A 24,718-nucleotide genomic window follows, 5' to 3' on the forward strand; every position below is an offset into this window, starting at 1 on the left:
GCCGCCATGCACAACGAACTGCCCGGCTACGCTGAACTGCACTGCCTGTCGGCCTTCAGTTTCCAGCGTGGCGCCTCGATTGCCGAAGAACTGTTCGCGCGCGCCGCCGGCCAGGGCTACCGCGCGTTGGCGATCACCGACGAATGCTCGTTGGCCGGCATCGTGCGCGCCTGGCAGGCGGCGAAGACGCATGGCGTGGCGCTGATCGTCGGCGCCGAATTCCAGGTCGAGGACGGGCCGAAGCTGGCCCTGTTGTGCACCGACCAGGCCGCCTATGCCGGTCTCTGCCAGTTGATCACCACCTGCCGGCGGCGCGCGGCCAAGGGCGAATACCGCTGCCTGCGCGAGGACCTGCTCGGCCTGCCCGAGGGCCTGCTGTGCCTGTGGCTGGACCGGCAACCGGCCGCCATCGATCTGGAACTGTTGCGCACCGGCTTCGATGATCGGCTGTGGCTGGCGGTGGAGCTGCACCATGAGCATGACGACGCGCGTCGCCTGCAGCAGCTGCAGGCCTTCGGCGAACGCCACCACCTGCCGCTGGTCGCCAGTGGTGATGTGCACATGCACGTGCGCCGCCGCCGCGCCCTGCAGGACACATTGACCGCGATCCGCCACCGCTGCAGCGTGGCCGAGGCCGGCTGGCGCCTGTTTCCCAACGGCGAGCGCCACCTGCGCCCGCGTACCGCGCTGGCCCAGCTGTATCCGCCCGAACTGCTGGCCGAAACCCTGCGCATCGCCGAGCGCTGCCACTTCACCCTGGAGCAGCTGCAGTACACCTATCCACGTGAACTGGTACCCGAGGGCCACGACCCGGACAGCTGGCTGCGCGTGCTGGTCGAGCGCGGCATCCCGTGGCGCTGGAAAGGCGGCATCGAACCGGCACAACGCAAACAGATCGAACATGAGCTGGCGTTGATCCGGGAGAAAAACTACGCCTCCTACTTCCTTACCGTGCATGACATCGTGCGCTTCGCCCGCAGCCAGGACATCCTCTGCCAGGGCCGCGGCTCGGCGGCCAATTCGACGGTGTGCTTTGTGCTGGGCGTGACCGAGATCGATCCTGCGCGCAGCAATCTGTTGTTTGAACGCTTCATCTCCGCCGAGCGCAATGAGCCGCCGGACATCGACATCGACTTCGAGCACGAGCGCCGCGAGGAAGTGCTGCAGTACGTGTTCAAGCGCTATGGCCGCGAGCGCGCCGCACTGACCGCAGTAGCAATCAGCTACCGTGGCCGCAGCGCGATCCGCGACGTGGCCCGTGCGCTCGGCCTGCCGATGGACCAGGTCAACGAACTCGGCGCGGCGATGGACCACTGGGGTGGCAGCATCCCGCTGCCGGAAACCCTGCGCGAGCGCGGCTTCGACCCGGACACGCCGCTGATGCGGCGGCTGCTGTCACTGACCAATGAACTGATCGACTTCCCGCGCCACCTGTCTCAGCATCCGGGTGGTTTCGTCATCTCCGAGCATCCGCTGTCGACCCTGGTGCCGGTGGAAAACGCGGCGATGGCCGACCGCACCGTCATCCAGTGGGACAAGGACGATCTGGATGCCACCGGCCTGATGAAGGTCGACTGCCTGGCGCTGGGCATGCTCACCGCCATCCGCAAATGCCTGGCGATGTTGAAGCAGCACGGCCTGCATGAAGGACGCATGGATGCGATCCCGCCCAAGGATGCAAAGACCTTCGACATGATCTGCGCCGCCGATACCATCGGCGTGTTCCAGATCGAATCGCGCGCACAGATGGCGATGCTGCCGCGCATGCAGCCACGCACGTTCTATGACCTGGTGATCGAGGTGGCGATCGTGCGCCCTGGCCCGATCCAGGGCGACATGGTGCACCCCTATCTGGAGCGGCGCCGGATCCTGCGCGAAAAGGGACCGGACGCGTTGAACGACCCGGACAACCCGCTCTACCCACCGCAGCTGGAACGCGTATTCGCACGCACGCTGGGCGTGCCGCTGTTCCAGGAACAGGTGATGCAGCTGGCGGTGGAAGCGGCCGGCTACACGCCGGGCCAGGCCGATGCCCTGCGCCGCTCGATGGCGGCGTGGAAGCGCCGTGGCGGTCTGGAACCGCATCGCGAGAAGCTGCTGGCCGGCATGCTGAAGAACGGCTTCAGCCGCGAGTACGGCGAGCACCTGTTCGAGCAGATCAAGGGCTTCGGTGATTACGGTTTCCCGGAAAGCCACGCCGCCAGCTTCGCCCTGCTGACCTATAACAGCTGCTGGCTGAAATGCCATCACCCCGCCGCGTTCACCGCCAGCCTGATCAACAGCCAGCCGCTGGGCTTCTACAGCCCCGACCAGCTGCTGCAGGACGCGCGCCGGCACGGCATCCGCGTGCTGCCGGTGGACGTGCGCCACAGCGACTGGGACTGCACCCTGGATTTCAGCAAGGGGCCGGCGGCGATCCGGCTCGGCCTGCGCCTGGTCGATGGCTGCAACGAGCCCGCCGTGCAGGCCATCATGCGCGAACGTGCGCGGCGCCCGTTCGACGATGTGGGCGACCTGTGCCAGCGCACCGCCCTGGATCGCCGCCAGCAGGGCCTGCTGGCCGATGCCGGTGCGCTGCGTGGGCTCAGTGGCCATCGCCATCGTGCACGCTGGGATATCTCCGGCGTGGAAAACCGGCTGCCGCTGTTCGACCAGGCCCGCGCCACCGCCGAAGCCCGCGTGCCGTTGCCCCTGCCCAGCGCCTGGGAAGACATGCAGGCCGATTACCGCAGCACCGGCACCACGCTGGGCCGCCATCCGATCTCGTTCCTGCGCGCGCAACTGCGCACCCGTGGCTGCCTGGATGCCGCACAACTGGCTGCCCACGGCCATGGCCGTCGCGTGCGCATCGCCGGCCTGGTACGCATGCGCCAGCGCCCACAGACCGCCAGCGGTGTCACCTTCCTCACGCTCGAGGATGAGACCGGCATGGTCAACGCCGTGGTCTGGCGGCACCTGGCCGATCGCCAGCACCGGGTGCTGGTCGATACCCAGCTGATGCAGGTCGATGGTCGCCTGGAACGCGTCGATGGCGTCCAGCACGTCATCGTGCAACGCATGCACTGCCTGGATGAACTGCTGCAGGGACTGCGCAGCCACAGCCGCGATTTCCACTGACGCCGGGAATCACCGCGTAACGGCCACTGGGTGATGTCGAGCAGGTAGAGGTAGAGTCGACTGTCAGTCGACTTGCGCGCGCCAGCGCGGGAATCTCCGTGATCTGATCGAACAGCAGTCGACTGACAGTCGACTCTACCCATCCCCTTTTGCATCCGCTATCGTCGGCACATCCAAGGAAGGACCACCCGATGCCCCGTGCGCTGCTGCTGACCACACTGGTGGTCTCCACCCTCGCCCTGCTTGTTTCCGGCTGGACCGCCTGGAACCTGCATCGCAGCCAATCGCCACAGCGCATCATCGAGGCACGCGGGCTGATCATCCACGATGCAAGCGGCCAACCGCGGGTAATCCTCGGCGCACCGGTCCCCGACCCGCTCAGCCAGGGCCGCACCCAGGGGCCGCGCGCCACCGCCCTGTCTGGCCTGATCCTGCTTGGCCCCGACGGTTCGGAGCGTGGTGGTTATGGCACCAGCGACCGCGGCGGCGAAGCCCTGCTCACCCTCGACGATGCCACCGGCACTACCGAAGTATTCAAGGTCGTCGCCAACCCGGATCGCGGCGCCAGCCTGATGGTCAAGCACCAGAACAATACCGGCGCCATGCTCACCTCCTGGCAGGGCAAGCCGGAGCTGATGTTCGTCGATGACAGCGGCCAGTCCTACTACGTGCGCCCTGGCGCCAACGCCGCGCCCTGATCGGCTTCTGTAGCGTCGAGCCATGCTCGACGCTACACCCCGCACACGGCCGCCAGGTCATCGGCCAGCTGCCGCAGCTGCGTCGTCCCCAGCGCCGCACAGGTGATGCGCAGGCCATGTCCCGGCGCCGCCACCGCGAACACTTCGCCCGCCCGCACATGCCATCCGCGCGAAGCCAGTGCCAGCACCTGAGGATGGCTGTCAGCCGACAACGGCAGCCACAAGTTCAATCCCTCCATTGGCAGCGGCGTCGGCATGCCACGCGCGCGCAGCAACTCCTGCAGCGACTGCAGGCGCTGCTGGTAACGCTCACCTGCCGAGGCGATCTTCGCCCGCTGCGTTGCCGACGCCAGCACCGACGTCGCCGCATCCTGCAGCAGATGACTGACCCAGCCGGTGCCGGACGCCAATCGCAGCCGCAACCGCATCGCGGTTTCTTCATCGCAGGCCAGCCAGGCCAGGCGCAGGTCGGGGCCGAGCGGTTTGGACAACGAACGCAACAGCGCCCAGCGCCGGCCATCCAGCGGCAGTACCGAGTGGTAGGCCTGCTGCGAAAGCAGCGCGTAATGATCGTCGACCAGCACCGCCACCTGCGGGTAGGCCGCCAGCAGCTGGCGCAACGCCCGTGCCCGCTTCGCATCCAGGCTGGCCCCGGTCGGGTTGTGCGCACGCGGGGTCAGCAGCACCGCGCGTGCACCGGCCTCCAGCGCCTGCCGCAGCGAATCGACCTGCATGCCATGCGCGTCCACCGCCACCGGCAACGGCGCGTGGCCCACAGCATTGAGCACATTGAGGCTACCGAGGAAACATGGATCCTCCACCGCGATGCGGTCTCCTGGCAGCAACCACGCCGCCAGCAGGCGCTCGATGCCATCAACCGCGCCATGGGTCAGCTCCAGCGCATAGCCCTCCGGGCAGTCCGCATCCAGCGAGGCGCGCGCCAGCGCCTGCAACCTCGGGTCGACCGTGCCTACGCCGTACAAACGCGGCGCGGCCGGGGCCAGGCGCAGGTTCGGCAGCAGGCGCGGATCCGGATTGCCACCGGCCAGGTCCTGCAGCGCCAGCCCGGGCGTACTGCCCTCGCGCGCCAGCGTCGGCGGCAATCCGCGCACCACCGTGCCACGGCGGCCCGCCGTGCTGGCCAGGCCCGCCGCATCCAGGCGCTTGTAGGCAGCGGCCACGGTGTTGCGGTTCACGCCCAGTTGCTCGGCCAGTTCACGCACCGGCGGCAGCACGCTGCCGGCCGGCAGGCGGCCCTTGCCGATGCCGTCGCGGATGCTGTCGAAGATCGACTCGGCGCTATGCCCGGTGATTTTCATTTTGTCCTATGCCAAAATATCTCTTGTCCTGTGCCAGTGTATCCCACCCTGGCCGCCCTGCATTGGAGGTGCCCGCATGCCCCTTGCCGCCGCCGACTGGCCCGTCGCCCAGTCCGTTGAACAGATCGCCACCAACCTGGTCACGGTGCGCCAACGCATCGCCGATGCCTGCGCCCGCGTCGGCCGGGACCCGGCCAGCGTGCGCCTGCTGCCGGTCAGCAAGACCGTCGATGAAGCCCGCATCCGCATGGCGGTGGCCGCAGGCTGCCATGAACTGGGCGAGAACAAGGTGCAGGAAGCACAGCGCAAGGCCGAAACGATGGCCGACCTGGGCGTGCACTGGTCGGTGATCGGCCATCTGCAGACCAACAAGGCGCGCTACGTGGCGCGCTTTGCCAGCGAGTTCCAGGCGCTGGACAGCCTGCGCGTGGCCGAGGCCCTGCAGCAGCGCCTGCAACTGGAAGACCGCACGCTGGATGTGTTCGTGCAGGTCAACACCTCGGCCGAGCCGAGCAAGTACGGACTGGAACCCGACGCGGTCGAGGCCTTCGTGCAGCAGCTGCCGGCCTTCGATCGCCTGCGTGTGCGCGGCCTGATGACCCTGGCCATCTTCACCCCCGACGTCGAGCGCGTGCGCGCCTGCTTCGTGCGCCTGCGCGAACTGCGCGACCAGCTGCAACGCACCGCCCCGCCCGGCCTTGACCTGTCGCAGCTGTCGATGGGCATGTCCGGTGATTTCGAAGTGGCCATCGAGGAAGGTGCCACCGTGGTCCGCGTCGGCCAGGCCATCTTCGGCGCCCGCGCCACCCCGGACAGCTTCTACTGGCCGAACAGCGGAGCCCCGGCATGAAGCACGCAGTCGTTCTGCAACACGTCGCCTTCGAAGACCTCGGCACCCTGCAGCCTTTGCTGTTGGCACAAGGCTGGCAGCTGCAGGTGCTGCAGGCCGGCGTCGATGCGCTCGATCCGGCCGAAGTGGCCGACCTGCTGGTGGTGCTGGGCGGCCCCATCAGTGCCAATGACACAGAGACCTATCCCTTCGTCACCGACAGCATCGCCCTGCTGCAGCGCCGGCTGCAGCAGCAGCGGCCAACCCTGGGCATCTGCCTGGGTGCACAACTGATGGCGCGTGCACTCGGTGCCAGTGTCGCTCCCAGCGGCGGCAAGGAAATCGGCTTTGCGCCACTGCTGCTGACCGATGAAGGCCAGCGTTCACCGCTGCAGGCCCTGCAGGGCATTCCGGTACTGCATTGGCATGGTGAGGCGTTCGACCTTCCGGCCGGTGCACGCCGCCTGGCCAGCACGCCGGCCTGCCGCCACCAGGCCTTCGCCATCGGCAACCACGCATTGGCCCTGCAATGCCATCCGGAACTGGACGCCCGCCAGTTCGAGCGTTGGCTGGTCGGCCACACGCTGGAGCTGGCCCAGGCCGGCATCGATCCGAATGATCTGCGCGCGCAGGCGCGTCGCTATGGCGCACCACTGGCCGCGGCCGCCACCGCGATGTTCGACCATTGGCTGCAGGACCTGCCGGAGACACCGCGATGAACTATCGATTGCAGATCCACCGCGATGGCGTCTATTGGGGCCACTTCGACTGCAGCGGCCCTGATGCCCTGCAGCGCATGGACGCCATCGCCGCACAACTGCCTGCGGATCAGGGCTTCCAGCTGAAACGGCAGAAAGGTGTTGGCGAAGAGCGCATCCTGTCCAGCAATGCCGACGGCCTGCGCGTACTGGCTTCGCAGATCCAGTACCGCGACCTCTGACGATCGTCACGGTAGTGCCGGCCGCTGGCCGGCATTCGAATCTACCGGCCAGCGGCCGGCACTACCGCGGCTGTTCGGCCGCGTGCGAAGCTTCACCGATGCTGACCCTGCAACGCGGCAACCACCACGGACTGCTCATCGCCCCGCGCTGGCCCTCCACCCGCATCCAACTGGAAGAAGAGGTACTGCAACGCCTGCTCGACGCACAGGCAATGCTGCCTGTGGGGCTGCGGCTACTGCTCACCCGTGGCTTCGAACCCAGCCACAGCCGTCTCGGTGGCTTCCGCCGCCTGGTGCGTCGGCTCGGCATCACCCTCTTCCGTGCCTGTTATCCGCAGCGCCGCGATGAGATCGATGCCATCTTCGGTGCCAACGGCCACGACATCGATGGCCGTCATGTCGATGTCTCACTGGTACTGCACGGCAAGCGGCTGCGGCTGCTGCCCCTGGGCGTGTTCACCCCACTGCGCTGGCAGGATCGTCGCGTTGCCCGTCATTCCGAAGCCGTCGTGCAGGTGAAGCGCAGCCTGCAGCAGTGCGGCTTCGAGCTGCATCACAACGCCACCGAAGCCCTGCAGATCCACTGCGACTATCGTCCGCGCTGACGCCGCGGTGACCCATGCGTGCCGTGCCTCGCGCCATGGATGCAAATGATTCTCTTTTGCTGTAAGGTGCAGCCGCTGCCCTTGCCGCCGCGGGCTGTTCCCTTTCCCAGTTGTCGCCCGCCCCGTGTCCACGCCTGTCGAACCGACGGATGTCGCGCAGCTGTGCGCGGCCCATTACCGGCCGCTGCACGCCCATGTCCGCCGCAAACTCCCGCAACGCAGCGACGCCGATGACGTCGTCCAGGAAACCTGGCTGCGTGTCGTCAAAGTCGCCGCCAGCGGCCTGCTGAGCAACGGCCGCGCCTATCTGTACCGCGTCGCCCACAACCTGATCGCGGATCACTACCGGCAGCGCCAGCGCCGTCGCGAAGAGGTACCGGATGACACGCAGCTGCAGGCCATCGCCGATCCTGCACCACTGCCCGAGCAGCGACTGCTCGACGCCGAACAGCTGCGCCACCTCGACGCGATCATCGCCGCGCTGCCACCGCGCTCGCGCCAGGTGTTCCTGCTGGCGCGGGTTGAACAGTTGGCGCTGGCCGAGATCGGGCGCCAGCTCGGCATCAGCCGGCAGACCGCGCACGGCCATCTGCTGCGCGCACTGGTCGCCCTGCAGCAGGTGCCGGGCGCATGAGCCTGGACGCGATCGCGCGCGAAGCTGCACGCTGGTGGCTGGACGGGCACGACGGTGGCCGCGACGAGAACGCGTTCGAGCAGTGGTACCAGGCCGACCCTCGCCATGCTGCGCAGTACCAGCATCTGCAACACCTGTGGCAGGCTGGTGCGACGCTGCCCAGCCTGCAGCGGCAACAGCAGCGCAGGCAACGCCGTCGCCTGCGCGAAGCCGGCATTGCGGTTCTGTTGCTGTGCGCGCTGGGTCTCTACAGCCGCCATGTGTCGCCGCCCGTAGCGCAGGTCCTGCGAACGGCCGCTGGCGAGATCCGCGAGGAGACCCTTCGGGATGGCTCGCATGTCCTGCTGTCACCCGGCAGCGAAGTGAAGGTGCGCATCGATGGGCAGCGCCGCCAGCTCCAGCTGCAGCGTGGCCAGGCCTGGTTCCAGGTCGCCGCCGATGCCGACCGGCCCTTCCAGGTACACACTCCGCAGGGCACCGTCACTGCACTGGGGACCGCATTCGATCTTGCCGTGCAGGGCAACAGCAGCGTGGTCACCGTTACCGAGCATTGCGTGCGCGTGGACAGCGGCAACGCCAGCATGCTGGCCAACGACGGCGAGCAGCTGCGCTTCGATGGGCAGTCAACAGCCCATGCAACAACCACCGCCCCGGGAACACTGGCCTGGCGCGAGCGGCGCCTGCACTGGGTCTCGGCCCCGCTGGCCGACGTCACGCAGGGCCTGGACCGCTGGCACGGCGGGCACACGTGGGTCGTCGGCGAGCAGCTGCGCCAGCAGCCGGTCACCCTGCTTGGCAGTGCCGACGGTGCAGCCAGCAACCGCGACCAGTTGGCCACTCAGTTGCAGGTGCGCGTGCTGCGCCTCGGCGACGGCATACAGGTGTGGCTGCCGCCACGCAGGGAACAGCGTGATGGACCCTGACATCCGGCCTGCGGCTGCGTCTACCCAGGATGACGACGCTCTGCGTCAGCCCCTGGAGCCCCCGATGCTGTGCCACCGCCCCCTTGTCCTCGCCCTGTCGCTGGCCTGTGCCAGCGCGATTCCACTGCTGCCTGCCAGCGCCCAGGCGCAGGCTGTCAGCCGCCACTACGATCTGCCCGCACAGCCGCTGGCGGCCGCGCTGGATACCTACAGCCGCCTGAGCGGCGTCGATCTGGTGATCGGCGCGGCGCTGCCCGCCGGCCACGCTGCCCCTGCCCTGCGTGGTGATTTCGACGATGCGCAGGCCCTGTCGCGCCTGTTGGCAGGCAGCGGCCTGCGCCCGCGCTTCGTCGATGCGCGTCGTGCCGCCCTGGAGCCGGCACCGGCTGAACGCGCCGATGGCAGCCGTCGCACTGGCCCGCTGCGGGTGCAGGGTACTACCGCACACGGTCAGGCACCGGGTGCCGGCGCCAGTCAATATGTACCGGCCACCCGCGATGGCTTTGCGCCCTCGGTGGGCAGCGAGCGTGTGGCGATGGCCGAACGCCAGGAAGGCAACAGCCTGCTGCGCTCGATGCCTGGCACCCACAGCTTCCATTCGCGCAGTCAGCCGGGCCTGCAGGTCAACATCCGCGGCATGACCGGTGCTGGCCGGGTCAACACCATGATCGACGGTGTCACCCAGACCTTCCGCAACAATGCCGGGCACGGCTCGGGCGGCCCGTTCGCCTATGTCGATCCCTTCCTGCTGGCCGGTGTGGACGTGCAGCGCGGTGCGGTCGCCGGTGGTGATGGCGCCGGCACGCTGGCCGGCAGTGCCAACTTCCGCACGCTGGACATCGACGATCTGCTCGGCGAGGGGCGCGACTGGGGCCTGCGTGCGGGCTACCGCCACGGCAACAACGGCTACGGCAGTGGCCGTACCTTCGCCGGTGCCTGGCGCCACAGCGAAGAGGGTGGCGACCGCCAGTTCGGCCTGCTGGCCGCCGCCAGCAGCAGCCGCAGCAGCGAATACGCGACCGCACGCGGGCAGAAGAACAACGCCGACCCGGGCAGCCAGCAGCCCAGCAGCTGGCTGTTGAAGGCGCGCCTGCAGCCCAGCGACCAGCATCGGCTGGACCTGAGCCACATGCGTTACGAAAACGACTTCTACCACAACTATCCGTGGCAGATTTCCGCGCGCAACCAGCGCGCCAGTTACCACTACACACCCTATTCGCCGTGGATCGACCTGCGTGCGACCTTCGCCAGCAACAAGACCCGGCTGTTCTACCCGCCGGTGGAGGACTCCAGCTACATCGGCCGCCGCACCCACAGCAGCCTTAGCAGCTGGACCGTGGACAACACCAGCCGCTTCGACATCGGTGCACTGCAGGCGCGCTGGAACACCGGCATCAAGCACCAATCGGACATCTATGTGGCCGATACGCCCATCCTGCGCGGTGCCAACCCGCAGGGTCGCAGCCAGCTGGACAGTGTGTTCAGCACGCTGGAGCTGCAGTACGACATCTATGCCCTGACCGCAGGACTGCGCCAGGACCGCTTCGGCATCCGTGGTCACATCCCGGTGTGCTCGGATGTGCCCGGCCAGTGCGCGGAGATCAATGGCGGCGACATCGACGTGCGTCGCACAGAGCGCGCACTCAGCCCGAGCCTGGCGGTTTCACTGCAGGCCACCGACTGGCTGCAGCTGTTCGCCGAGGTCTCGCGCACGTCGCGGCCGCCGCGCGTGCAGGAAATGTTCTTCGAGAAGATCCCGCTGGAGGACGCCAGCGTCGCCGACGGCATCGGCGCCAATCCGTTCCTGCGCCGCGAGCGCTCGCGCAACCTGCAGTTCGGCGCCAACCTCAGCACCGACTCGCTGCTGGTCGACGGTGACCTGGCACAACTGCGGGTCACCCGCTTCGACAACCGCATCCGCGACTACATCAAGCCGCAGTACCTGCTGATCGTGCATCCGCCGGAAGTGGAACCGTTCGTGGTGCCGATCGACAGCGATCCGCAGCTCAATGCCTGGACCGATGTGCTGGACGCCGACGACTTCAGCGCCACCACGCGCTGGATGAACCACCCCGGCGTGGTGCGCATGCGCGGCATCGAACTGGAAGCCCATTACGCCAGCGAGCACTACCACGCCACGCTGAGCTGGACCCGCTCGCGCACCAGCGCGCCGGCCATCGAGTTCGTCAACCTGGAAGACATCACCGCCCTGCCCGACCGCTACTGGACGCTGGACGTGGGCGGCCGCTGGTGGCAGCAGCGCGTGCAGGCCGGCCTGCGCGCCGAGTACTCCGGTCCGACCGAGGAAGGCTACGACTTCTTCCAGACCCGCAAGACCGGCGGCACCGGCGTGCTGCTGGACTTCTACGCCAGCTTCAAGCCGCAGGCCAACACCACGCTGTGGCTGAACATCGAAAACCTGCAGAACAAGGCCTATGACAACAATGCCTCGATCGACAGCATCTTCAGTCCGATCCTGGACCGCGGCAACGGCCGTGGCCGCACCGTCTCGATGGGCGTCAATGTGGCGTTCTAGCCGCCACTGGCTGCCGCTGTGCCTGCTCGCGCTCGCGTCGATGGCCAGCGCGCAGCCGATGCCCGGCACGGTGCTGGACCTCGCCAGCGGCCAGACCCTGGACGAAGCTGCGTTCGTGAAGCGCGCAGCGAACGCTCCGCGACTGCTGCTGGGCGAACGCCACGACCTGGCCGGTGACCACGCTGCCCAGCACTGGCTGCTGCACGCGCTGCAGCAGCAGCGTCCACAAGGCGCGCTGGTGCTGGAGATGATTGCCAGCGAACGCCAGCCGCGCCTGCAGCGGGTGCAGCGCTGGCTGGCCAAGGGCAACCATGCCGACGGTGCACGCCTGCAGGAGCTGCTGGGCTGGGATACACGATGGCCGTGGACCGCCTACGGCGGGCTGGTGCAGGACGCCACCGCTGCCGGCATCCCCTTGTTCGGCGGCAATCTCGCGCGCGTCGAGGTCAACGCCCACCTGGCGTCCGCTGATGCAGTGCGGTTCCCGCTGCCCGCCGCCCGCCAACGCCTGTCGGATGTGGTTCTGGCCCAGCACGCAGACGCGGCACCGATGCTGGAAGGGATGCTGGCCGTGCAACAGGCCCGCGACACGCGCATGGCACAGGTGCTGACCGCAGCACCCGCACCCGCGCTGCTGGTAGCCGGTCGCTGGCATGTGCTGCGCGGCACCGGGGTGCCGGGCTACCTGCCACCGGATACGCCTGCGCTGGTGATCGCATTGGCCTCGCCGGGTGAAACCGTCGGTGCTGCTGATGCCGATCTGCTGTGGGTGCTGGACGATGAGTGAGCGCGGCCAACACTGGCAGGCGATCGTGATCACCGTCGTCCTGCACCTGCTGCCCCTGCTGCTGTTGGTGCACTGGGTTGCAATGCCGCCGATGCTGCCACCGCCGGAGCAGGACGTGCGCATCAGCCTGCGCCTGCTGGCACCGGCCACGCCGCCACAGCCCGTAGAGGAGCGCCAGGCGGATACCCCCAGCCAGGCGCAGCAGGCGCGTGCATCGCAACCGACAAAGTCGCCGCCACCACCGAAGCCCACCGCCGCGCGCGAGGGCGAGTTGGCCGCCAGCGAAACGGGCGGGACGGGTCGAAAGCCGCTGCCGGTCGCCCCGCCTGCGGCCGCGACCGATGCAAGTCCCGCACCGGCATCGATCACGGCCGCGCCGCCCGCTCCAGACGCGCCACCGGCGGACTTCCAGGCCGGCGCCGCCAGCGACCAGTGGGAAGCCCGCCTGATGGCGCGGCTGGAGCGTTACCGCTATTACCCTGCCGCCGCGCGCTCGCGCCGGCAGCAGGGCACTGCCTGGGTCAGGGCCAGCATCGACCGCGAAGGTCGCCTGCTGGCGCTGCGGCTGGAGCAGTCCAGTGGCCAGCCGATGCTCGATGACGCTGCGCTGCAGACCTTCCGTCGCGCGCAGCCGCTGCCGCCCATTCCCGATGAACTGAAGGCACCGCAGGAACTGGTGGTGCCCGTGGAGTACTACCTGCGCTAGGCGGCGTAGGCCTCCGCCTCGATCTCGAACAGCATGCCGTCCAACGCCAGTCGCGGCACCGGGATCAGCGTGCAGGTGGGCGCCGCGCGGTTCGGCCAGCGCCGTCGCACCTGGTGGGCAATGATGCCCAGCCGGTCCTCATCGTGGCCGACCACCAGGATGCGCAGCCGCGCCACATCGGCCAGACTTGCCTGCGCCGATCGCAGCGCGGTCTGCAGGTTGTCCAGCGCCTGCCCGACCTGTTCTTCGAAGCTGGGCGAGAGGCGGCCCTGGGCATCCTCGCCGCCCTGCCCTGCGACATGGATCACCCGCGCCGGCAGGCGCACCACCGCCACGTGTGAGTAGCCGTTGGCCGAAGGATCGTAGAGGCCCGGTGGATTGAACAGTTCCAGCAGGCCATGGCTGAGGTCCGGTGTGGTCAGCAGGTTCATGCCGCGCGCCTCGTGGGGGATGCCGGCAGTCTGTGACCTCAACTCCGGTTGAGGTCAAATGGGTCCTGTGCAACAGAGTAGTCCGCCATGCGCAACGATCGCGCGTTTCCGTGGACTCGAGCCTGCTCGACTTCCACCGACCAGAAGCAGTCGAGCAAGCTCGACTCTACAGAAGCGTGGTCACGTCCACGCTGGGTCTGCGGTGAAATCAATGGTCAACCAGAACGTGCTGCCCCGCGCATCCAGCCGCACCGCAATCTCGTCACGCATCGCATCGACCTCGCCCACTGAACCCAGCGGCGTGGCCGGGTCGGCCAGCACGTGGATCTCGATGAAGCGCATCCGCCCCATCTTCGCCACATGGCTGGTGAAACCGGCATAGCCACGCTCGGCGACGAACGCCTGCATCACCCGCTGCACGCGCCGGTCCAGATCATCCGGTGCCACCTGCAGCACTTCGCGCATGGCCTTCCAGGCACCCCGCGCCGGCACCGGCAACACCGCCAGGCTGATCAACGCCAGCACGATCGAATCCAGGTACGGCACCCAGTGGTGCCACTCACCACCGTGCAGGACCAGCGCCAACACAAAGGCCAGTACCACTGCCAGGCTCATCAACCCGCCCAGCAGCCAGCCCCGTACATCCAGCCACAACAGCGCGGAGCGCAGATGCCGCGCCCGCTGCGCGACGAACGCCGCCATCGCCAGGTTGCTGGCACTCAGCAACGCCGCCCACCACAGCGCGGGCCCGAACTTCACTTCGTGCCCGCCCGTGGTCAAACCGATCACGGCGTTGGCCAGCGCATACACGCAGGCCAGCGACAGGATCACACCGCCCAGCGCCTCGACCATCGGCTCCAGGTGCCAGTAGCCGTACTGGAAGCGCGGGCTCTGCTCCCGCGCCACCAGCCGCAGCACCGACAACGACACCAGGGTCAGGGCGACATCGACCAGGCTGTACACGCCGTCGAACAGGATGGCCTGCGATCCCACCAGCAGGCCACCGATGAAGCCGACCGCGCTCACCGCCAGGGTGACCCCGATCGAGAACTTCAGGATGCGTTGCTCGCGCGCGGTATCCATCGTTCGCCGAACGGCCGACCGTTGCCGGTCAGGCCTTCAGCACCTCCACCTTGTACGAAACCGCATCCCCCTCCTGCTCGATGATGAGCCCGTGCACGTCCGACTCGAAGCCCGGGAAACGCGCATTCTGCTCGCGGGCGATGCGCAGCGACTGGATGATCGGCTCGTCGCTGTCACCGAAACGCTCACCCGGCATGATGGTCGGGATGCCCGGCGGGTACGGCACCAGCATGGTCGCCGCAATGCGGCCACTGATCTGCTCGATGTCGACCCGTTCGATCTCGCCCTTCACAAGGTGGTTGTAGGCATCGGCCGGGGTCATCACCGGCGTCGGCAGATCCACGTACATCTCGCGCATCACCTTGGCCACGGCGAATTCCTGGTTGAACGCATGCAGCGCGTCGCACAGGTCACGCAGGCCCCAGCCGGCGTAGGCATTCGGATAGTCGGCGGCCAGCGTCGGCAGTGCCTGGCTCAGCGGCGCATTGCGGTCGTAGAGTTCCTTGAACGCCATCAGCTCGGTGACCAGGGTGCTCCACTTGCCCTTGGTGATACCCATTGAGAACAGGAACAGCACCGAGTACAGGTTGGTCTTCTCCACGGTGATGCCGCGGCCCCACAGGAACTTGCTCAGCACCGCCGCCGGGATGCCCAGCTTGCCCATGTTGCCGTCCATCGCCAGGCCCGGGGTCAGCAGGGTCACCTTGATCGGGTCGATCAGCACATAGTCGTCGACCAGGTTCTCGAAACCGTGCCAGTGCGCATCCGGCTGCAGGTACCACTCCTCGCGCTTGGCCACCAGCGGCGCCGGCGTATCGCCCTTGTCCAGGCTGCGCTCGACCTGGGTCGGCTGCCACACGCTGAACCACCAGTCGTCGCGACCGAGGTCGTCGCGCACGTGCAGCATCGCGCGGCGGAAGGCGATGGCCTCGTCATGCATTTCCTGTACAAGCGAGCGGCCCGCGTCGCCTTCCATCATCTTCGAGGCCACGTCACAGGCCGCGATCACCCCGTAGTGCGGGCTGGTCGAGGTGTGCATCATGAACGACTCGTTGAAACGCTCGGCATCCAGGTTGCGCTGCGCCGAGTTGCGCACGTGGATCATCGACGCCTGCGAGAACGCGGCCAGCAGCTTGTGGGTGGAATGCGTGGTGAAGATGATCGCATCCTGCTCGCGCGGCTTGCCCTTGGCCATGCCGTAGTGGTTCTCGTAGAACGGATGGAACGCAGCGTAGGCGTACCAGGCTTCGTCGAAATGCAGGAAGTCCACCGCGCTGCCGATCTCGTCGGCGATCTTCTCGGCGTTGTAGCACAGGCCATCGTAGGTCGAGTTGGTGACCACCGCAATGCGCGGCTTGGAGCCGGCCTTGTAGGCCTGGCTGGCCAGCGGGTTGGCGGCGATGCGCTGCTGCAGCGACTCCGGCGTGAACTGGTCCAGGCTGATCGGGCCGATGATGCCATGCGCGTTGCGGCTGGGGGTGAAGTACACCGGTACCGCACCGGTCATGATCAGCGCGTGCAGCAGCGACTTGTGACAGTTGCGGTCGACGAACACCACGTCGCCGCGGGCCACCGTGCCATGCCAGACGATCTTGTTGGCAGTGGAGGTGCCGTTGGTGACGAAGAAGGTATGGTCGGCACCGAAATTGCGTGCGGCCTCGTTCTCGGCGTCCTTGATCGGGCCGGTGTGATCGAGCAGCGAGCCCAGTTCCGGCACCGAGATCGACAGATCGCTGCGCAGCGTGTTCTCACCGTAGAACTGATGGAATGCACGACCGACCGGCGACTTGGTGAACGCCACGCCGCCGGCATGGCCTGGCGTGTGCCAGGAGTAGTTCGACTCGGCCGCATGGTGGATCAATGCCTTGAAGAACGGCGGCAGCAGGTTCTTCATGTAGTCTTCGGCCGCGCGCATCACCTGCCGCGAGATGAAGCTCTTGGTATCTTCGAACAGGAAGATGAAACCGTGGATGTACTTGAGCAGCTTGCTCGGCACCTTCTCGATGGTGCGGCGCTCGCCGTACAGGAACACCGGCAGGTTGGCGCGGCGCGCGCTCTGCTCGCGCAGGAAGGCGGTCAGGCGCTGGAACTCGCCATCCACCTCTTCACTGCCGTCGATCGAGATCAGCACCGCCGAGGCCGCCACGTAGGTGCGGGCACCGGCGCGGGCATCATCCAGGTTCAGGCCGCACAGCACGCGCTGGTCGTTGCTGCGCAGCTCTTCCACCAGGGCGCGGATCAGGATGCCACCGATGCGCGGCGACTCGTAGTCGTTGTCGATGACAATGACCGGGTAATCCAGGGACTTGAAGTACACGTTGATTCTCCTTGACTAACTCAGGAACGCTGGGCGCCGGCGCTGATGGCCGATGCCTCGCGGGCGCGCTGCCGCTGCTGGCGGCGCTCCTCGCTGAAGAAGGGATAGAACACGGTGATGAACAGCACGAACAGGAAGGCGTACTGCACGATGGTTCCCGACGAGCCGTAGATCGCCCACAGGCAGTAAACGACGGTCAGGCTGGTCAGGGTCCAGAACGCACCGGTGTGGACCAGGGTGTGCGAGCGCTCGACCACGAAGTAGCAGGCCACGCACGAGTAGATGTAGGGCAGCAGGGTCAGCACCACCGCCGCCGATGTGATCACGTCGAACTGGGCCGACGCGGTTTCCGAGGTGGAGGTGACCAGCACCGCCAGGGTCATCAGCACGGCCACGATCAGCACACCCTTGACCGGCACGTCGTCCTTGTTGGTCTTGCTGAAGATGCTCGGGAACAGGCCGTCATCGGAGGCCGCCTTGGCGCTCTGCGCGGTCAGCAGGATCCAGCCGCCCAGCGAACCGGCGGCACCGATGAAGGCACACAGGCTGACCAGCGCACCACCCCAGCCACCGACGGCCTTGGCCGCAGCCAGTGCGAACGGCGCATCGGAAGTCTGCAGTTCGCCATTGGGCACCATGCCCATGATCACCGAGGAACTGGCGATGTAGGCGATGGCGGCCAGGAACACACCCGCCAGGGTGGCGCGGGCCACGTTCTTTTCCGGGTTCTCGACCACACCAGCGGTGACCGAGGCCGACTCGACACCAATGAAGGCCCACAGCGTCAGCGCCGCGGCGCTGGAGATCGCGCCGAAGTTCGATTCGCCGGACACGTTGTAGGCGCCCTTGAAAATGTCGGCATCGAAGAAGAACCAGCCGAAGATGGCGATGCCCAGGATCGGCACCAGCGCAAAACTGGTGGTGACGGTCTGCACCCGGCTGACGAACGCCGGACCGATCACGTTGGCGAAACTCAGCGCCCACACCAGGATCAGCACCGCGATGCAGCGCACCAGCGGCTCGGACAGGATCGGGAAGAAGTAGCTGAAATAGCCCACTGCGGCGATCGGAATGGCGACGTTGCCGATCCAGTTGGCGAACCAGTAGATGGTGTTGGTCTGGAAGCCCATGTACGGCCCGAACCAGTCGCGCGCATAGGCGTACGGGCCGCCCGCCTTGGGTGCCAGCTTGCCCAGCTTGGCGAACACGAAGGCCAACAACAGCGCGCCGGCGGTGGTGATCAACCAGCCCCAGATCGAGGCGGTACCAATCTTGGCCAGGCTCGATGGCAGCAGGAACACGCCTGAGCCCATCATGTTGCCGGCGACGAGGAAGGTGGCTCCGACCACCCCGATTTTCTTTGCTTCTGCCATGACGATCTCCGGTACTGGCATGAGCCCGGCAGCACCGGGCGTGGGGACGGTTGCGCTGGCGTACGACCGCTGGCGCCTATTTGATGAAGTTGTATTGCAGGCTGCCCTGCACCCGGACCGTGTCGCCGCGTGCGCCGCCCTGCTGTTCCAGGCGGCCATACAACAGCTCCATGCCCATCGTCCAGGACGGCGCAGGGCTCCAGATCAGGTTGAATACGCCGTACCGGCTCTGCCGGAAGGCATCGGCCGCCAGTGCGGCGTTCCGCTCCAGGGTCAGCTGGCCGAAGATCAGGTTCGATCGCCACAACTCGGACCAGTAGTGGGTATAGCCGACGAAGCCGCCGTGCAGGTCCAACGCGTCGAGGCGGCCATCGGCACCGACCACCGCGTCCAGCCCGGAGCCGGTCAGGTCGGCGGTATAGCGGCTGAGGCCGCGTCCTCCCAGCGCACCGAACAGCAGCAGGTCGCGCTCGCCCACCGAGGCCGAGCCACTCAGCTGCAGGCCGCCGGCCATTCGCCGGTCGTGCTCGCCATCGCCGTCATAGGCCAGACTGCGCGCCACCGCGCCCACCTGCAGGTGGCCCCAGTCGCGCTCCATGCGCGCGGTCACGGTTACGTCCGGCAGACGGTTCACCGCAGCCCGCTCATCACTGGCACCGGCAAGTTCAGTCTTCGGGTCTTCGGCCGCCACGGTCAGCGTGTTGCCCTTGCCCATCGTGAAGCTGTGGTGGATGCCGGCCACCAGCAGATAGCCGGCGCCGCCCGGCCCGGCGAAGTCCAGCGTGTCGGGCAGGCTGTCCGGGTCCATGAAGCTGGAGTAGCCATAGCCGGCATAGGTATTGCCGAGCTGTCCATAAGCATGCCGCAGGCGGAACTCGTAGCCATCGCTGCTGCCGAAGAAGTCGTTCTCCAGATAGAAGCGCAGGTTGCCGTGCGTGGTTGGACGCCGCGCCTCGAAGCTGAAGCGGGTCTGCTTGGCGTGGATGTTGAAGTTGGAGACATCGCGGTGGCTGCCGCCCACCGGCATCGACGAGGGAATGAACTGATCCTCGTCGCCGGCCGCGCGCGAATCGGCGATGGCATCCAGCTTGGCGTAACCGCCGATGCGGATCACCGTATCAGTGCCGGGTATGGCAAAGAACCCCTTCAGATCCGGATCGGTCGGGCCCGCCGCACTGTCCGGTCGCGACGCGGCGGTGGACGGATCGGCCACCGATTCGCGCTGCGGCAGCACCGGCTGTGCCACGCCCGGTACCTGGGTGGGGTGCAGCAGGTTGGCAGTGCTGGCAGGCGCGACCACGGCGGCGGGTGCCTGTGCTGTAGCAGGCGCAACGGTTGCGTCGCGCTGCTCAAGGCGGTCCAACCGCTGCTGCATGCCCTCCAGTGCCTGCCGCATGGCCGCAATCTCACGACGCAGCGCCTGCGCGTCCTCCTTGTCATCCACCTGTGCATACGCCGGCGTGATCGCCAGTGCTGTCACACAGGCCAGGCTCAGTACCGCCGCGCGCATTGCATCCTCCCTGGACGACCCCTGTTCGCAGCACGCAGACGGGACGCACGCATGCGCCACTCCGGCCTCGTGCTGCCGTTGCTGGAAATGCGGATACTGCGTCGACGACACCGGCCAGCCTGCGCATGGCAGGCAACAGGACGATGACACTGCCCTGCCCGCACCGATGTCGACGCCATCAAGGCCGCGCTGCCAGAGAGGTGGCGACCGCAGCGGTCTGGGTAACAAGCACAGAGTGAGAGTGTCGTGAATGGCTGTGCCAGCCGACCCTGATCAGGGCGTGGCGAGCGCGGCATCCATCGCGCATTGACGCTGTATTCCATGCGTCACAGGCTAATCCGCCTGTCGTTTTTGGCCTTGATTGGAATCAAGGCGGGATGCGTGATGTCAGTCACGATTCATACGTGACGATGAACCACTGTTGCGCGGGCCCGCAACCGCAATGCCCGCCATGGAATGTGACAGGCCCGCATGCTGCCATGCGGGCCTGCGCAATGTTTCATGGGGCTGGCGCCACTCAGCGCGGGCCAAGCACCGTCTGCAGATCGGCACCCTGCGGCAGACCCGCACGACGCTGCACCTGGCCCTGTGCGTCCTGGAACAGGATGCCCGGGGTGCCCTGGAAGCCCATCTCGATCATCAGCACCTGATTGGCGTCGAGCTTGCCAGCGATCTCGCGGCTGATGTTCGGCAGCGCCTTGATGCCACCGCGATCAAAATCGTGCTCGTTCTGCAGCAGCGCCGCACTCGGGTCACGCGCGGCAAGGATCGCCGCGGCCTTGGCCGGGCTGTCCTCGCGGATCACGCCGACCATGATGTGACGCAGCTGCACCTTGCCAGCATCGACCCACGGCCGTGCCGCTTCCCAGAACTTGTGGCAGTACGGGCAGTTGGCATCGCTGAAGGTATAGACCACGCGCGGCGCATCGGCCTTGCCATCACGCACCCAGGCACTGGCTTCCAGCTTGGTCCACATCTTGGCCGACATCGGCGAAGCCACCAGCTTTTCAACGGCCTCAGCGGCTACATCGTTGCCCTCCGCATCGAACAGGCTGCCGACCAGTACGTGCTTGCCATCAGCGGTGACATAGGCCGCTGCCGGCTGCTGGCCGCCGACCACGCCGGCGAAGCCCCGCAGGTCACCGGGGGCATCGAATTCTGCGACGACCTCGAAACCATGCTTCTCGATGCCCTTCAGCACCGCAGGGCGATCGCCCTTGTTAGCCGTGGCTGTGGCGCTCGCTGCCGGTGCCGCGGCGGTCTTGCCCGGTGGCGTCTGTGCCTGGCTGCAGGCGGCCAATGCCAGCAGGACCGGCAGCAACAGCACCGCCGGGGCGGTGCGCAGGGAAGTCGACAACATGGGAACTCCGTAGTGAGATGCCCGCGCAGGCTACCGCAGCCGGCGCAGTTTGTGTTCAAGAGCGGCTGCCGTCAGTTCGCCCAGGTGCAGTTCACGCAGGCGCCCTTCGGCGTCGAAGAACAGGGTCGAGGGATAGGCCTGCACGCCCAGCACCGTGGATGCCGCAGCGTCATCGTCCAGCAATACGTTGTGCAGCAGGAGCCGTTCGCGCGCAACGAAACCCTGGACCTCCTCAAGGGTTTCACCCTGATTGAGGAACACGAACTGCACGTCCGCATGCGCCTGCTGCGCCGCAGCCAGGACCGGCATCTCGCGCCGGCAGGGCCCGCACCAGGTCGCCCAGAGATTCAGCACAAGCGGTTTTCCCCGGAACTGCTGCAGATCAACCCTGCCCCCCTGCAGATCAGCAACCTGCAGTACCGGCAAGGGCATCTGCCGCTCCTGCCATGCGGACAGCAGCTGACTACCGCCCGCCCATAGCAGCACACCCGCCAACGCCGCGCCCAGCACCGGGGCGCGCAACGCCCGCCATGGGCGCACCCGCCACAGCCCCCATGCCGATCCCGCAACCAGGACAACCACCAGGTGGTAGCCACCATCGGCAATCTGCAGAATGCTCCACGGCGCCTCGCGATACAGGGCGAAGTTCAAGGCCACGAAGCTGATGCGACCACACAGCAGGCCCACCAGCAGCATGTCCAGAACCATGCTGGGTGCAGAAGGCAGCGGCATGCCGTCCTTCCTGCGTGGCCACAGACGCGCCACGGCCATGGCAATCACTACGCACACGAGAATCAACACCACCGGCATCGGCACCGGCCCAACGCTCGACATCAGACCACCTGTTCAATCGTCCACTGACTGCATGGTCGAAGTGTCGCGCTCCGGTTGCAAGCGCGACGATGCCGCCGACATCAGGCCGCGCTGCGCCCCAGTTGCATCACCGACGGCGATTGCAGCCCGCGCAGGCTGCCTGCCACCGACGGCATCAAGGGCCGCTCGCGACGCTTGCTGCTGACGTGACGCCGATAGTTGGCCGGCGTCATGCCAACGATGCGCAGGAACAACCGGCGGAAAGCACTCTGATCAGCATAGCCGACACCCCACGCCACCTCATCGATACCCGCCCCCTGCTGCAGCAGGGTCTGCGCCTTGGCGATGCGCAGCCGTTGGCAGTATTCGATCGGCCGCAGGCCGGTGGCCTTGAGGAACCGCCGCTGCAGTGTGCGCGGCTCCAGCCCGGAGACCTCGCAGATCGCGGCAAGGGTGGCGCCGCGTGCCGCCGTGGTGTGCAGCCAGCGCTGTGCCTTCAGCACATCACGATCGCCATGTGCGAAGTTGGCGCTGAAGCGCTCCAGGTCCTGCTGGATCGTGGCGGGCACGGTGATGCCCAGTTGCTGTGCGACCGCACTGGCCACGCCCTGCCCGTGCAGCCGGTACAACAGTCGCAGGCCAAGGAAGCGCCAGGCCTGGGCCCCGCCGACCGTCAGCAGGTCACCGTCATCCACCAGCGCCCGCTCGCTCGGCACCCAGCTCGCGGCCTGCGCCTGCAGGCCTGGATGGCGTCCGAGATCGGGGCCACTGACCGTACGCCCGGCCAGCAACCCGGCGCGTGCCAGCACGCTGACGCCATCACTGGCGGCGGCCAGCAGGCTGCCGCCGTCATAGTGCGCACGCAGCCAGTCCAGCAGGACCTCGTCCGCGCGCAGGCACGCGCCGGCACTGATCTGGCCGGGAACCGCGATCACAGCCGGGATGGCCGCATCGAGCATTTCCGCACCCGCAATACGATGCACCCCTGTCTGGCTGGCCGGCACGATCCAGCGGGTGACCAGCACCCGCTTGAACGGCCGACGCTGCTGCTGGGCAAGGCGATTGGCAACGTGCGCCATTTCGGCCAGTACGGAGGCGGCAGACGGATCACCTCCCGGGTATTCAACCACCGCGATCTCGACGAATCCTTCGTTCCTGAATCCTTCCACAGACCACCTCCTCGGTTCGTTGCAGGCCATCGAACGGCCGGTTCAGGCGAAGGGTAGGAACTGGTCCATCGGCGGGGCTATGAAGAAAGTTGCAAAGTGCGCTGAATGCGCGCACCCGGGCCAAGCCTTGACTCTCGACCAGACTCCAGGCTTCACAATGGTCGGCAGCCCCTGCAGGAATCCGCCATGAACATTGGACAACTGGCCCGCCAGGCGGGCGTACCGATCGATACGGTGCGCTACTACGAACGACAGCAGCTGCTGCCGACCGCGGCCCGCTCGGCGGGTGGCTACCGCATCTTCGGCGAGCAGGACCTGCGCCGGCTGCGATTCATCCGCCGCGCCAAGGCGCTGGGCTTCAGCCTTGAAGAGATCGGCGAGCTGCTCGCATTGAGCGATCGCCATTCGCAGGACATGGGCAGCGTGCGCGACACCGCGCAGGCGCGCCTGCAGGACATCGCACAGCGGATGGCGGAGCTGCAACGCATGCACACTGCACTTTCGCTGCTGGTCGACGCCTGCCCAGGTCACGGCGCGCTGGACCAGTGCCCGATCCTGGCGGCACTGACCGACGACGCTGCACAGGCGAAAGGCGACTGACATCGGCTTCGCAACGCACGTGAAGAAAAGTGCAACAAATGCTTGCCAACCCCCTGGGTCAAGGCTATTATTTCGCTCCTCAGCGACGTGGGGCCATAGCTCAGCTGGGAGAGCGCCTGCATGGCATGCAGGAGGTCAGCGGTTCGATCCCGCTTGGCTCCACCAATCTTTCGGCATTAGGCCGTCGAAAGGTCGCTAAAGAACATTGATGAGAATTGCGTCCCCATCGTCTAGAGGCCTAGGACATCACCCTTTCACGGTGGCGACCGGGGTTCGAATCCCCGTGGGGACGCCACTCATCACGAACAACGAGGACCCGGCCGATAACCGGGTCTTTTTTGTTCACCGCCTACCGGCATTCAGGTTGTGGCGTTGCGGTTCCCCTGCCCTCGTGGTCGCGGTTGAACCGGAACGAAAAAAAGCTCAAAAAAAGCTTCCACAAACGTGAACACGCAGGTATGATAGGCGGCTCGGTAACACGGGGCCATAGCTCAGCTGGGAGAGCGCCTGCATGGCATGCAGGAGGTCAGCGGTTCGATCCCGCTTGGCTCCACCACTTTCGACATTAGGCCGTCGAAAGTTCTACAACTTGAAGTTTTTCGTGCGTCCCCATCGTCTAGAGGCCTAGGACATCACCCTTTCACGGTGGCGACCGGGGTTCGAATCCCCGTGGGGACGCCAGTTTCAAAACGGACTCTGCTCCCGGCAGATCATCCGGAGTTTCACTGGGGCCATAGCTCAGCTGGGAGAGCGCCTGCATGGCATGCAGGAGGTCAGCGGTTCGATCCCGCTTGGCTCCACCACTTCGACATTAGGCCGTCGAAGGATCTACAACTTGAAGTTTTCGTGCGTCCCCATCGTCTAGAGGCCTAGGACATCACCCTTTCACGGTGGCGACCGGGGTTCGAATCCCCGTGGGGACGCCAATTCTTTAAAACCCCGGCTTCGGCCGGGGTTTTTCTTTGCCT

21 protein-coding genes and 6 tRNA genes are annotated in these 24,718 nt (G+C 66.8%); 18 read left to right on the top strand and 9 right to left on the bottom strand.

The window, feature by feature from the left end:
• Positions 1 to 6 precede the first annotated feature (6 nt).
• Together ACZLHH_RS13750 and ACZLHH_RS13755 are read left to right on the top strand one after the other, a co-directional pair.
• A complete protein-coding gene (locus ACZLHH_RS13750) occupies positions 7 to 3,117 on the top strand; it encodes an error-prone DNA polymerase (protein WP_071228850.1) in 3,111 nt (1,036 codons plus the stop codon).
• A gap of 191 nt (positions 3,118 to 3,308) precedes the next feature.
• Positions 3,309 to 3,815, top strand: a complete 507-nt coding sequence (locus tag ACZLHH_RS13755; RefSeq protein ID WP_046984666.1) for a hypothetical protein — start codon at positions 3,309 to 3,311, stop codon at positions 3,813 to 3,815.
• Between the two features lie 32 nt (positions 3,816 to 3,847).
• Here the strand turns inward: ACZLHH_RS13755 and ptsJ are convergent, their stop codons facing one another.
• Entirely contained in the window at positions 3,848 to 5,134 is a 1,287-nt protein-coding gene (gene ptsJ / locus ACZLHH_RS13760) for a MocR-like B6 salvage transcription factor PtsJ (RefSeq protein WP_071228849.1), read from the bottom strand.
• 76 nt (positions 5,135 to 5,210) lie between these two features.
• Between ptsJ and ACZLHH_RS13765 the strand changes: the two genes are divergently transcribed.
• From ACZLHH_RS13765 to ACZLHH_RS13805, 9 genes are all read left to right on the top strand, one after another.
• A complete protein-coding gene (locus ACZLHH_RS13765) occupies positions 5,211 to 5,984 on the top strand; it encodes a YggS family pyridoxal phosphate-dependent enzyme (protein ID WP_180845393.1) in 774 nt (257 codons plus the stop codon).
• Positions 5,981 to 6,682, top strand: a complete 702-nt coding sequence (locus tag ACZLHH_RS13770) for a glutamine amidotransferase (protein ID WP_071228847.1) — start codon at positions 5,981 to 5,983, stop codon at positions 6,680 to 6,682. Before ACZLHH_RS13765 ends, ACZLHH_RS13770 begins: the two co-directional genes overlap by 4 nt.
• Positions 6,679 to 6,903, top strand: a complete 225-nt coding sequence (locus ACZLHH_RS13775) for a hypothetical protein (protein WP_032129370.1) — start codon at positions 6,679 to 6,681, stop codon at positions 6,901 to 6,903. The genes ACZLHH_RS13770 and ACZLHH_RS13775 overlap by 4 nt, the downstream gene beginning before the upstream one ends.
• A gap of 98 nt (positions 6,904 to 7,001) precedes the next feature.
• A complete protein-coding gene (locus ACZLHH_RS13780) occupies positions 7,002 to 7,508 on the top strand; it encodes a hypothetical protein (RefSeq protein WP_071228846.1) in 507 nt (168 codons plus the stop codon).
• A gap of 124 nt (positions 7,509 to 7,632) precedes the next feature.
• A complete protein-coding gene (locus ACZLHH_RS13785; RefSeq protein WP_071228845.1) occupies positions 7,633 to 8,142 on the top strand; it encodes an RNA polymerase sigma factor in 510 nt (169 codons plus the stop codon).
• Positions 8,139 to 9,065 (top strand): FecR family protein, encoded by a 927-nt coding sequence (locus ACZLHH_RS13790; RefSeq protein ID WP_180845183.1) that lies wholly within the window; start codon positions 8,139 to 8,141, stop codon positions 9,063 to 9,065. The genes ACZLHH_RS13785 and ACZLHH_RS13790 overlap by 4 nt, the downstream gene beginning before the upstream one ends.
• 64 nt (positions 9,066 to 9,129) lie before the next feature.
• Complete coding sequence (locus tag ACZLHH_RS13795; RefSeq protein WP_180845182.1) at positions 9,130 to 11,601, top strand: TonB-dependent receptor; 2,472 nt, start codon at positions 9,130 to 9,132, stop codon at positions 11,599 to 11,601.
• On the top strand, positions 11,588 to 12,388 hold the full coding sequence (locus ACZLHH_RS13800) for a ChaN family lipoprotein (protein WP_107432352.1): 801 nt from the start codon (positions 11,588 to 11,590) through the stop codon (positions 12,386 to 12,388). Before ACZLHH_RS13795 ends, ACZLHH_RS13800 begins: the two co-directional genes overlap by 14 nt.
• The gene (locus ACZLHH_RS13805; protein WP_049398426.1) at positions 12,381 to 13,094 is read left to right on the top strand and encodes an energy transducer TonB family protein; all 714 of its coding nucleotides are present in this window, start codon (positions 12,381 to 12,383) and stop codon (positions 13,092 to 13,094) included. The genes ACZLHH_RS13800 and ACZLHH_RS13805 overlap by 8 nt, the downstream gene beginning before the upstream one ends.
• Here the strand turns inward: ACZLHH_RS13805 and ACZLHH_RS13810 are convergent.
• The 8 genes from ACZLHH_RS13810 to ACZLHH_RS13845 all read right to left on the bottom strand — a co-directional run bounded on the left by ACZLHH_RS13810 (position 13,091) and on the right by ACZLHH_RS13845 (position 23,150).
• A complete protein-coding gene (locus ACZLHH_RS13810) occupies positions 13,091 to 13,525 on the bottom strand; it encodes a RidA family protein (protein ID WP_107432351.1) in 435 nt (144 codons plus the stop codon). The genes ACZLHH_RS13805 and ACZLHH_RS13810 overlap by 4 nt on opposite strands.
• 180 nt (positions 13,526 to 13,705) lie before the next feature.
• The gene (locus ACZLHH_RS13815; RefSeq protein ID WP_049398424.1) at positions 13,706 to 14,608 is read right to left on the bottom strand and encodes a cation diffusion facilitator family transporter; all 903 of its coding nucleotides are present in this window, start codon (positions 14,606 to 14,608) and stop codon (positions 13,706 to 13,708) included.
• Between the two features lie 28 nt (positions 14,609 to 14,636).
• On the bottom strand, positions 14,637 to 16,925 hold the full coding sequence (locus ACZLHH_RS13820) for an Orn/Lys/Arg family decarboxylase (RefSeq protein WP_107432350.1): 2,289 nt from the start codon (positions 16,923 to 16,925) through the stop codon (positions 14,637 to 14,639).
• 20 nt (positions 16,926 to 16,945) lie between these two features.
• The gene (gene adiC, locus ACZLHH_RS13825; RefSeq protein WP_005410068.1) at positions 16,946 to 18,298 is read right to left on the bottom strand and encodes an arginine/agmatine antiporter; all 1,353 of its coding nucleotides are present in this window, start codon (positions 18,296 to 18,298) and stop codon (positions 16,946 to 16,948) included.
• A gap of 76 nt (positions 18,299 to 18,374) precedes the next feature.
• Positions 18,375 to 19,808 carry a DcaP family trimeric outer membrane transporter gene (locus tag ACZLHH_RS13830; RefSeq protein ID WP_180845181.1) on the bottom strand — a complete coding sequence of 478 codons (1,434 nt, stop codon included), beginning with the start codon at positions 19,806 to 19,808 and terminating at the stop codon, positions 18,375 to 18,377.
• Positions 19,809 to 20,325: 517 nt separating this feature from the next.
• A complete protein-coding gene (gene dsbG, locus ACZLHH_RS13835) occupies positions 20,326 to 21,168 on the bottom strand; it encodes a thiol:disulfide interchange protein DsbG (protein ID WP_180845180.1) in 843 nt (280 codons plus the stop codon).
• Positions 21,169 to 21,198: 30 nt separating this feature from the next.
• Complete coding sequence (locus ACZLHH_RS13840; RefSeq protein WP_049422840.1) at positions 21,199 to 22,002, bottom strand: TlpA disulfide reductase family protein; 804 nt, start codon at positions 22,000 to 22,002, stop codon at positions 21,199 to 21,201.
• Positions 22,003 to 22,082: 80 nt separating this feature from the next.
• Entirely contained in the window at positions 22,083 to 23,150 is a 1,068-nt protein-coding gene (locus tag ACZLHH_RS13845; RefSeq protein ID WP_032129381.1) for a GlxA family transcriptional regulator, read from the bottom strand.
• Positions 23,151 to 23,336: 186 nt separating this feature from the next.
• Here ACZLHH_RS13845 and ACZLHH_RS13850 point away from each other — a divergent pair, with 186 nt between their 5' ends.
• From ACZLHH_RS13850 to ACZLHH_RS13880, 7 genes are all read left to right on the top strand, one after another.
• A complete protein-coding gene (locus ACZLHH_RS13850; RefSeq protein ID WP_032129382.1) occupies positions 23,337 to 23,750 on the top strand; it encodes a heavy metal-responsive transcriptional regulator in 414 nt (137 codons plus the stop codon).
• 89 nt (positions 23,751 to 23,839) lie between these two features.
• Positions 23,840 to 23,915: transfer RNA gene (locus ACZLHH_RS13855), tRNA-Ala, on the top strand.
• A 54-nt stretch (positions 23,916 to 23,969) separates the two neighbouring features.
• Positions 23,970 to 24,045 (top strand) — tRNA-Glu (locus tag ACZLHH_RS13860).
• Positions 24,046 to 24,230: 185 nt separating this feature from the next.
• Positions 24,231 to 24,306: transfer RNA gene (locus ACZLHH_RS13865), tRNA-Ala, on the top strand.
• A gap of 49 nt (positions 24,307 to 24,355) precedes the next feature.
• Positions 24,356 to 24,431: transfer RNA gene (locus tag ACZLHH_RS13870), tRNA-Glu, on the top strand.
• Between the two features lie 46 nt (positions 24,432 to 24,477).
• Positions 24,478 to 24,553 (top strand) — tRNA-Ala (locus ACZLHH_RS13875).
• Between the two features lie 47 nt (positions 24,554 to 24,600).
• Positions 24,601 to 24,676: transfer RNA gene (locus ACZLHH_RS13880), tRNA-Glu, on the top strand.
• The last annotated feature ends 42 nt before the right edge of the window (positions 24,677 to 24,718 follow it).

This window comes from Stenotrophomonas sp. 28608_Sma (assembly GCF_056486185.1).

Coding starts and splice junctions, on each gene's coding strand:
- ACZLHH_RS13755 (WP_046984666.1), top strand. CDS start 3,309: ATGCCCCGTGCGCTGCTGCTGACCACACTGGTGGTCTCCACCCTCGCC.
- dsbG (WP_180845180.1), bottom strand. CDS start 21,168: ATGTTGTCGACTTCCCTGCGCACCGCCCCGGCGGTGCTGTTGCTGCCG.
- ptsJ (WP_071228849.1), bottom strand. CDS start 5,134: ATGAAAATCACCGGGCATAGCGCCGAGTCGATCTTCGACAGCATCCGC.
- ACZLHH_RS13805 (WP_049398426.1), top strand. CDS start 12,381: ATGAGTGAGCGCGGCCAACACTGGCAGGCGATCGTGATCACCGTCGTC.
- ACZLHH_RS13765 (WP_180845393.1), top strand. CDS start 5,211: ATGCCCCTTGCCGCCGCCGACTGGCCCGTCGCCCAGTCCGTTGAACAG.
- ACZLHH_RS13810 (WP_107432351.1), bottom strand. CDS start 13,525: ATGAACCTGCTGACCACACCGGACCTCAGCCATGGCCTGCTGGAACTG.
- ACZLHH_RS13795 (WP_180845182.1), top strand. CDS start 9,130: ATGCTGTGCCACCGCCCCCTTGTCCTCGCCCTGTCGCTGGCCTGTGCC.
- ACZLHH_RS13800 (WP_107432352.1), top strand. CDS start 11,588: ATGTGGCGTTCTAGCCGCCACTGGCTGCCGCTGTGCCTGCTCGCGCTC.
- adiC (WP_005410068.1), bottom strand. CDS start 18,298: ATGGCAGAAGCAAAGAAAATCGGGGTGGTCGGAGCCACCTTCCTCGTC.
- ACZLHH_RS13780 (WP_071228846.1), top strand. CDS start 7,002: ATGCTGACCCTGCAACGCGGCAACCACCACGGACTGCTCATCGCCCCG.
- ACZLHH_RS13790 (WP_180845183.1), top strand. CDS start 8,139: ATGAGCCTGGACGCGATCGCGCGCGAAGCTGCACGCTGGTGGCTGGAC.
- ACZLHH_RS13775 (WP_032129370.1), top strand. CDS start 6,679: ATGAACTATCGATTGCAGATCCACCGCGATGGCGTCTATTGGGGCCAC.
- ACZLHH_RS13830 (WP_180845181.1), bottom strand. CDS start 19,808: ATGCGCGCGGCGGTACTGAGCCTGGCCTGTGTGACAGCACTGGCGATC.
- ACZLHH_RS13850 (WP_032129382.1), top strand. CDS start 23,337: ATGAACATTGGACAACTGGCCCGCCAGGCGGGCGTACCGATCGATACG.
- ACZLHH_RS13750 (WP_071228850.1), top strand. CDS start 7: ATGCACAACGAACTGCCCGGCTACGCTGAACTGCACTGCCTGTCGGCC.
- ACZLHH_RS13840 (WP_049422840.1), bottom strand. CDS start 22,002: ATGTCGAGCGTTGGGCCGGTGCCGATGCCGGTGGTGTTGATTCTCGTG.
- ACZLHH_RS13815 (WP_049398424.1), bottom strand. CDS start 14,608: ATGGATACCGCGCGCGAGCAACGCATCCTGAAGTTCTCGATCGGGGTC.
- ACZLHH_RS13770 (WP_071228847.1), top strand. CDS start 5,981: ATGAAGCACGCAGTCGTTCTGCAACACGTCGCCTTCGAAGACCTCGGC.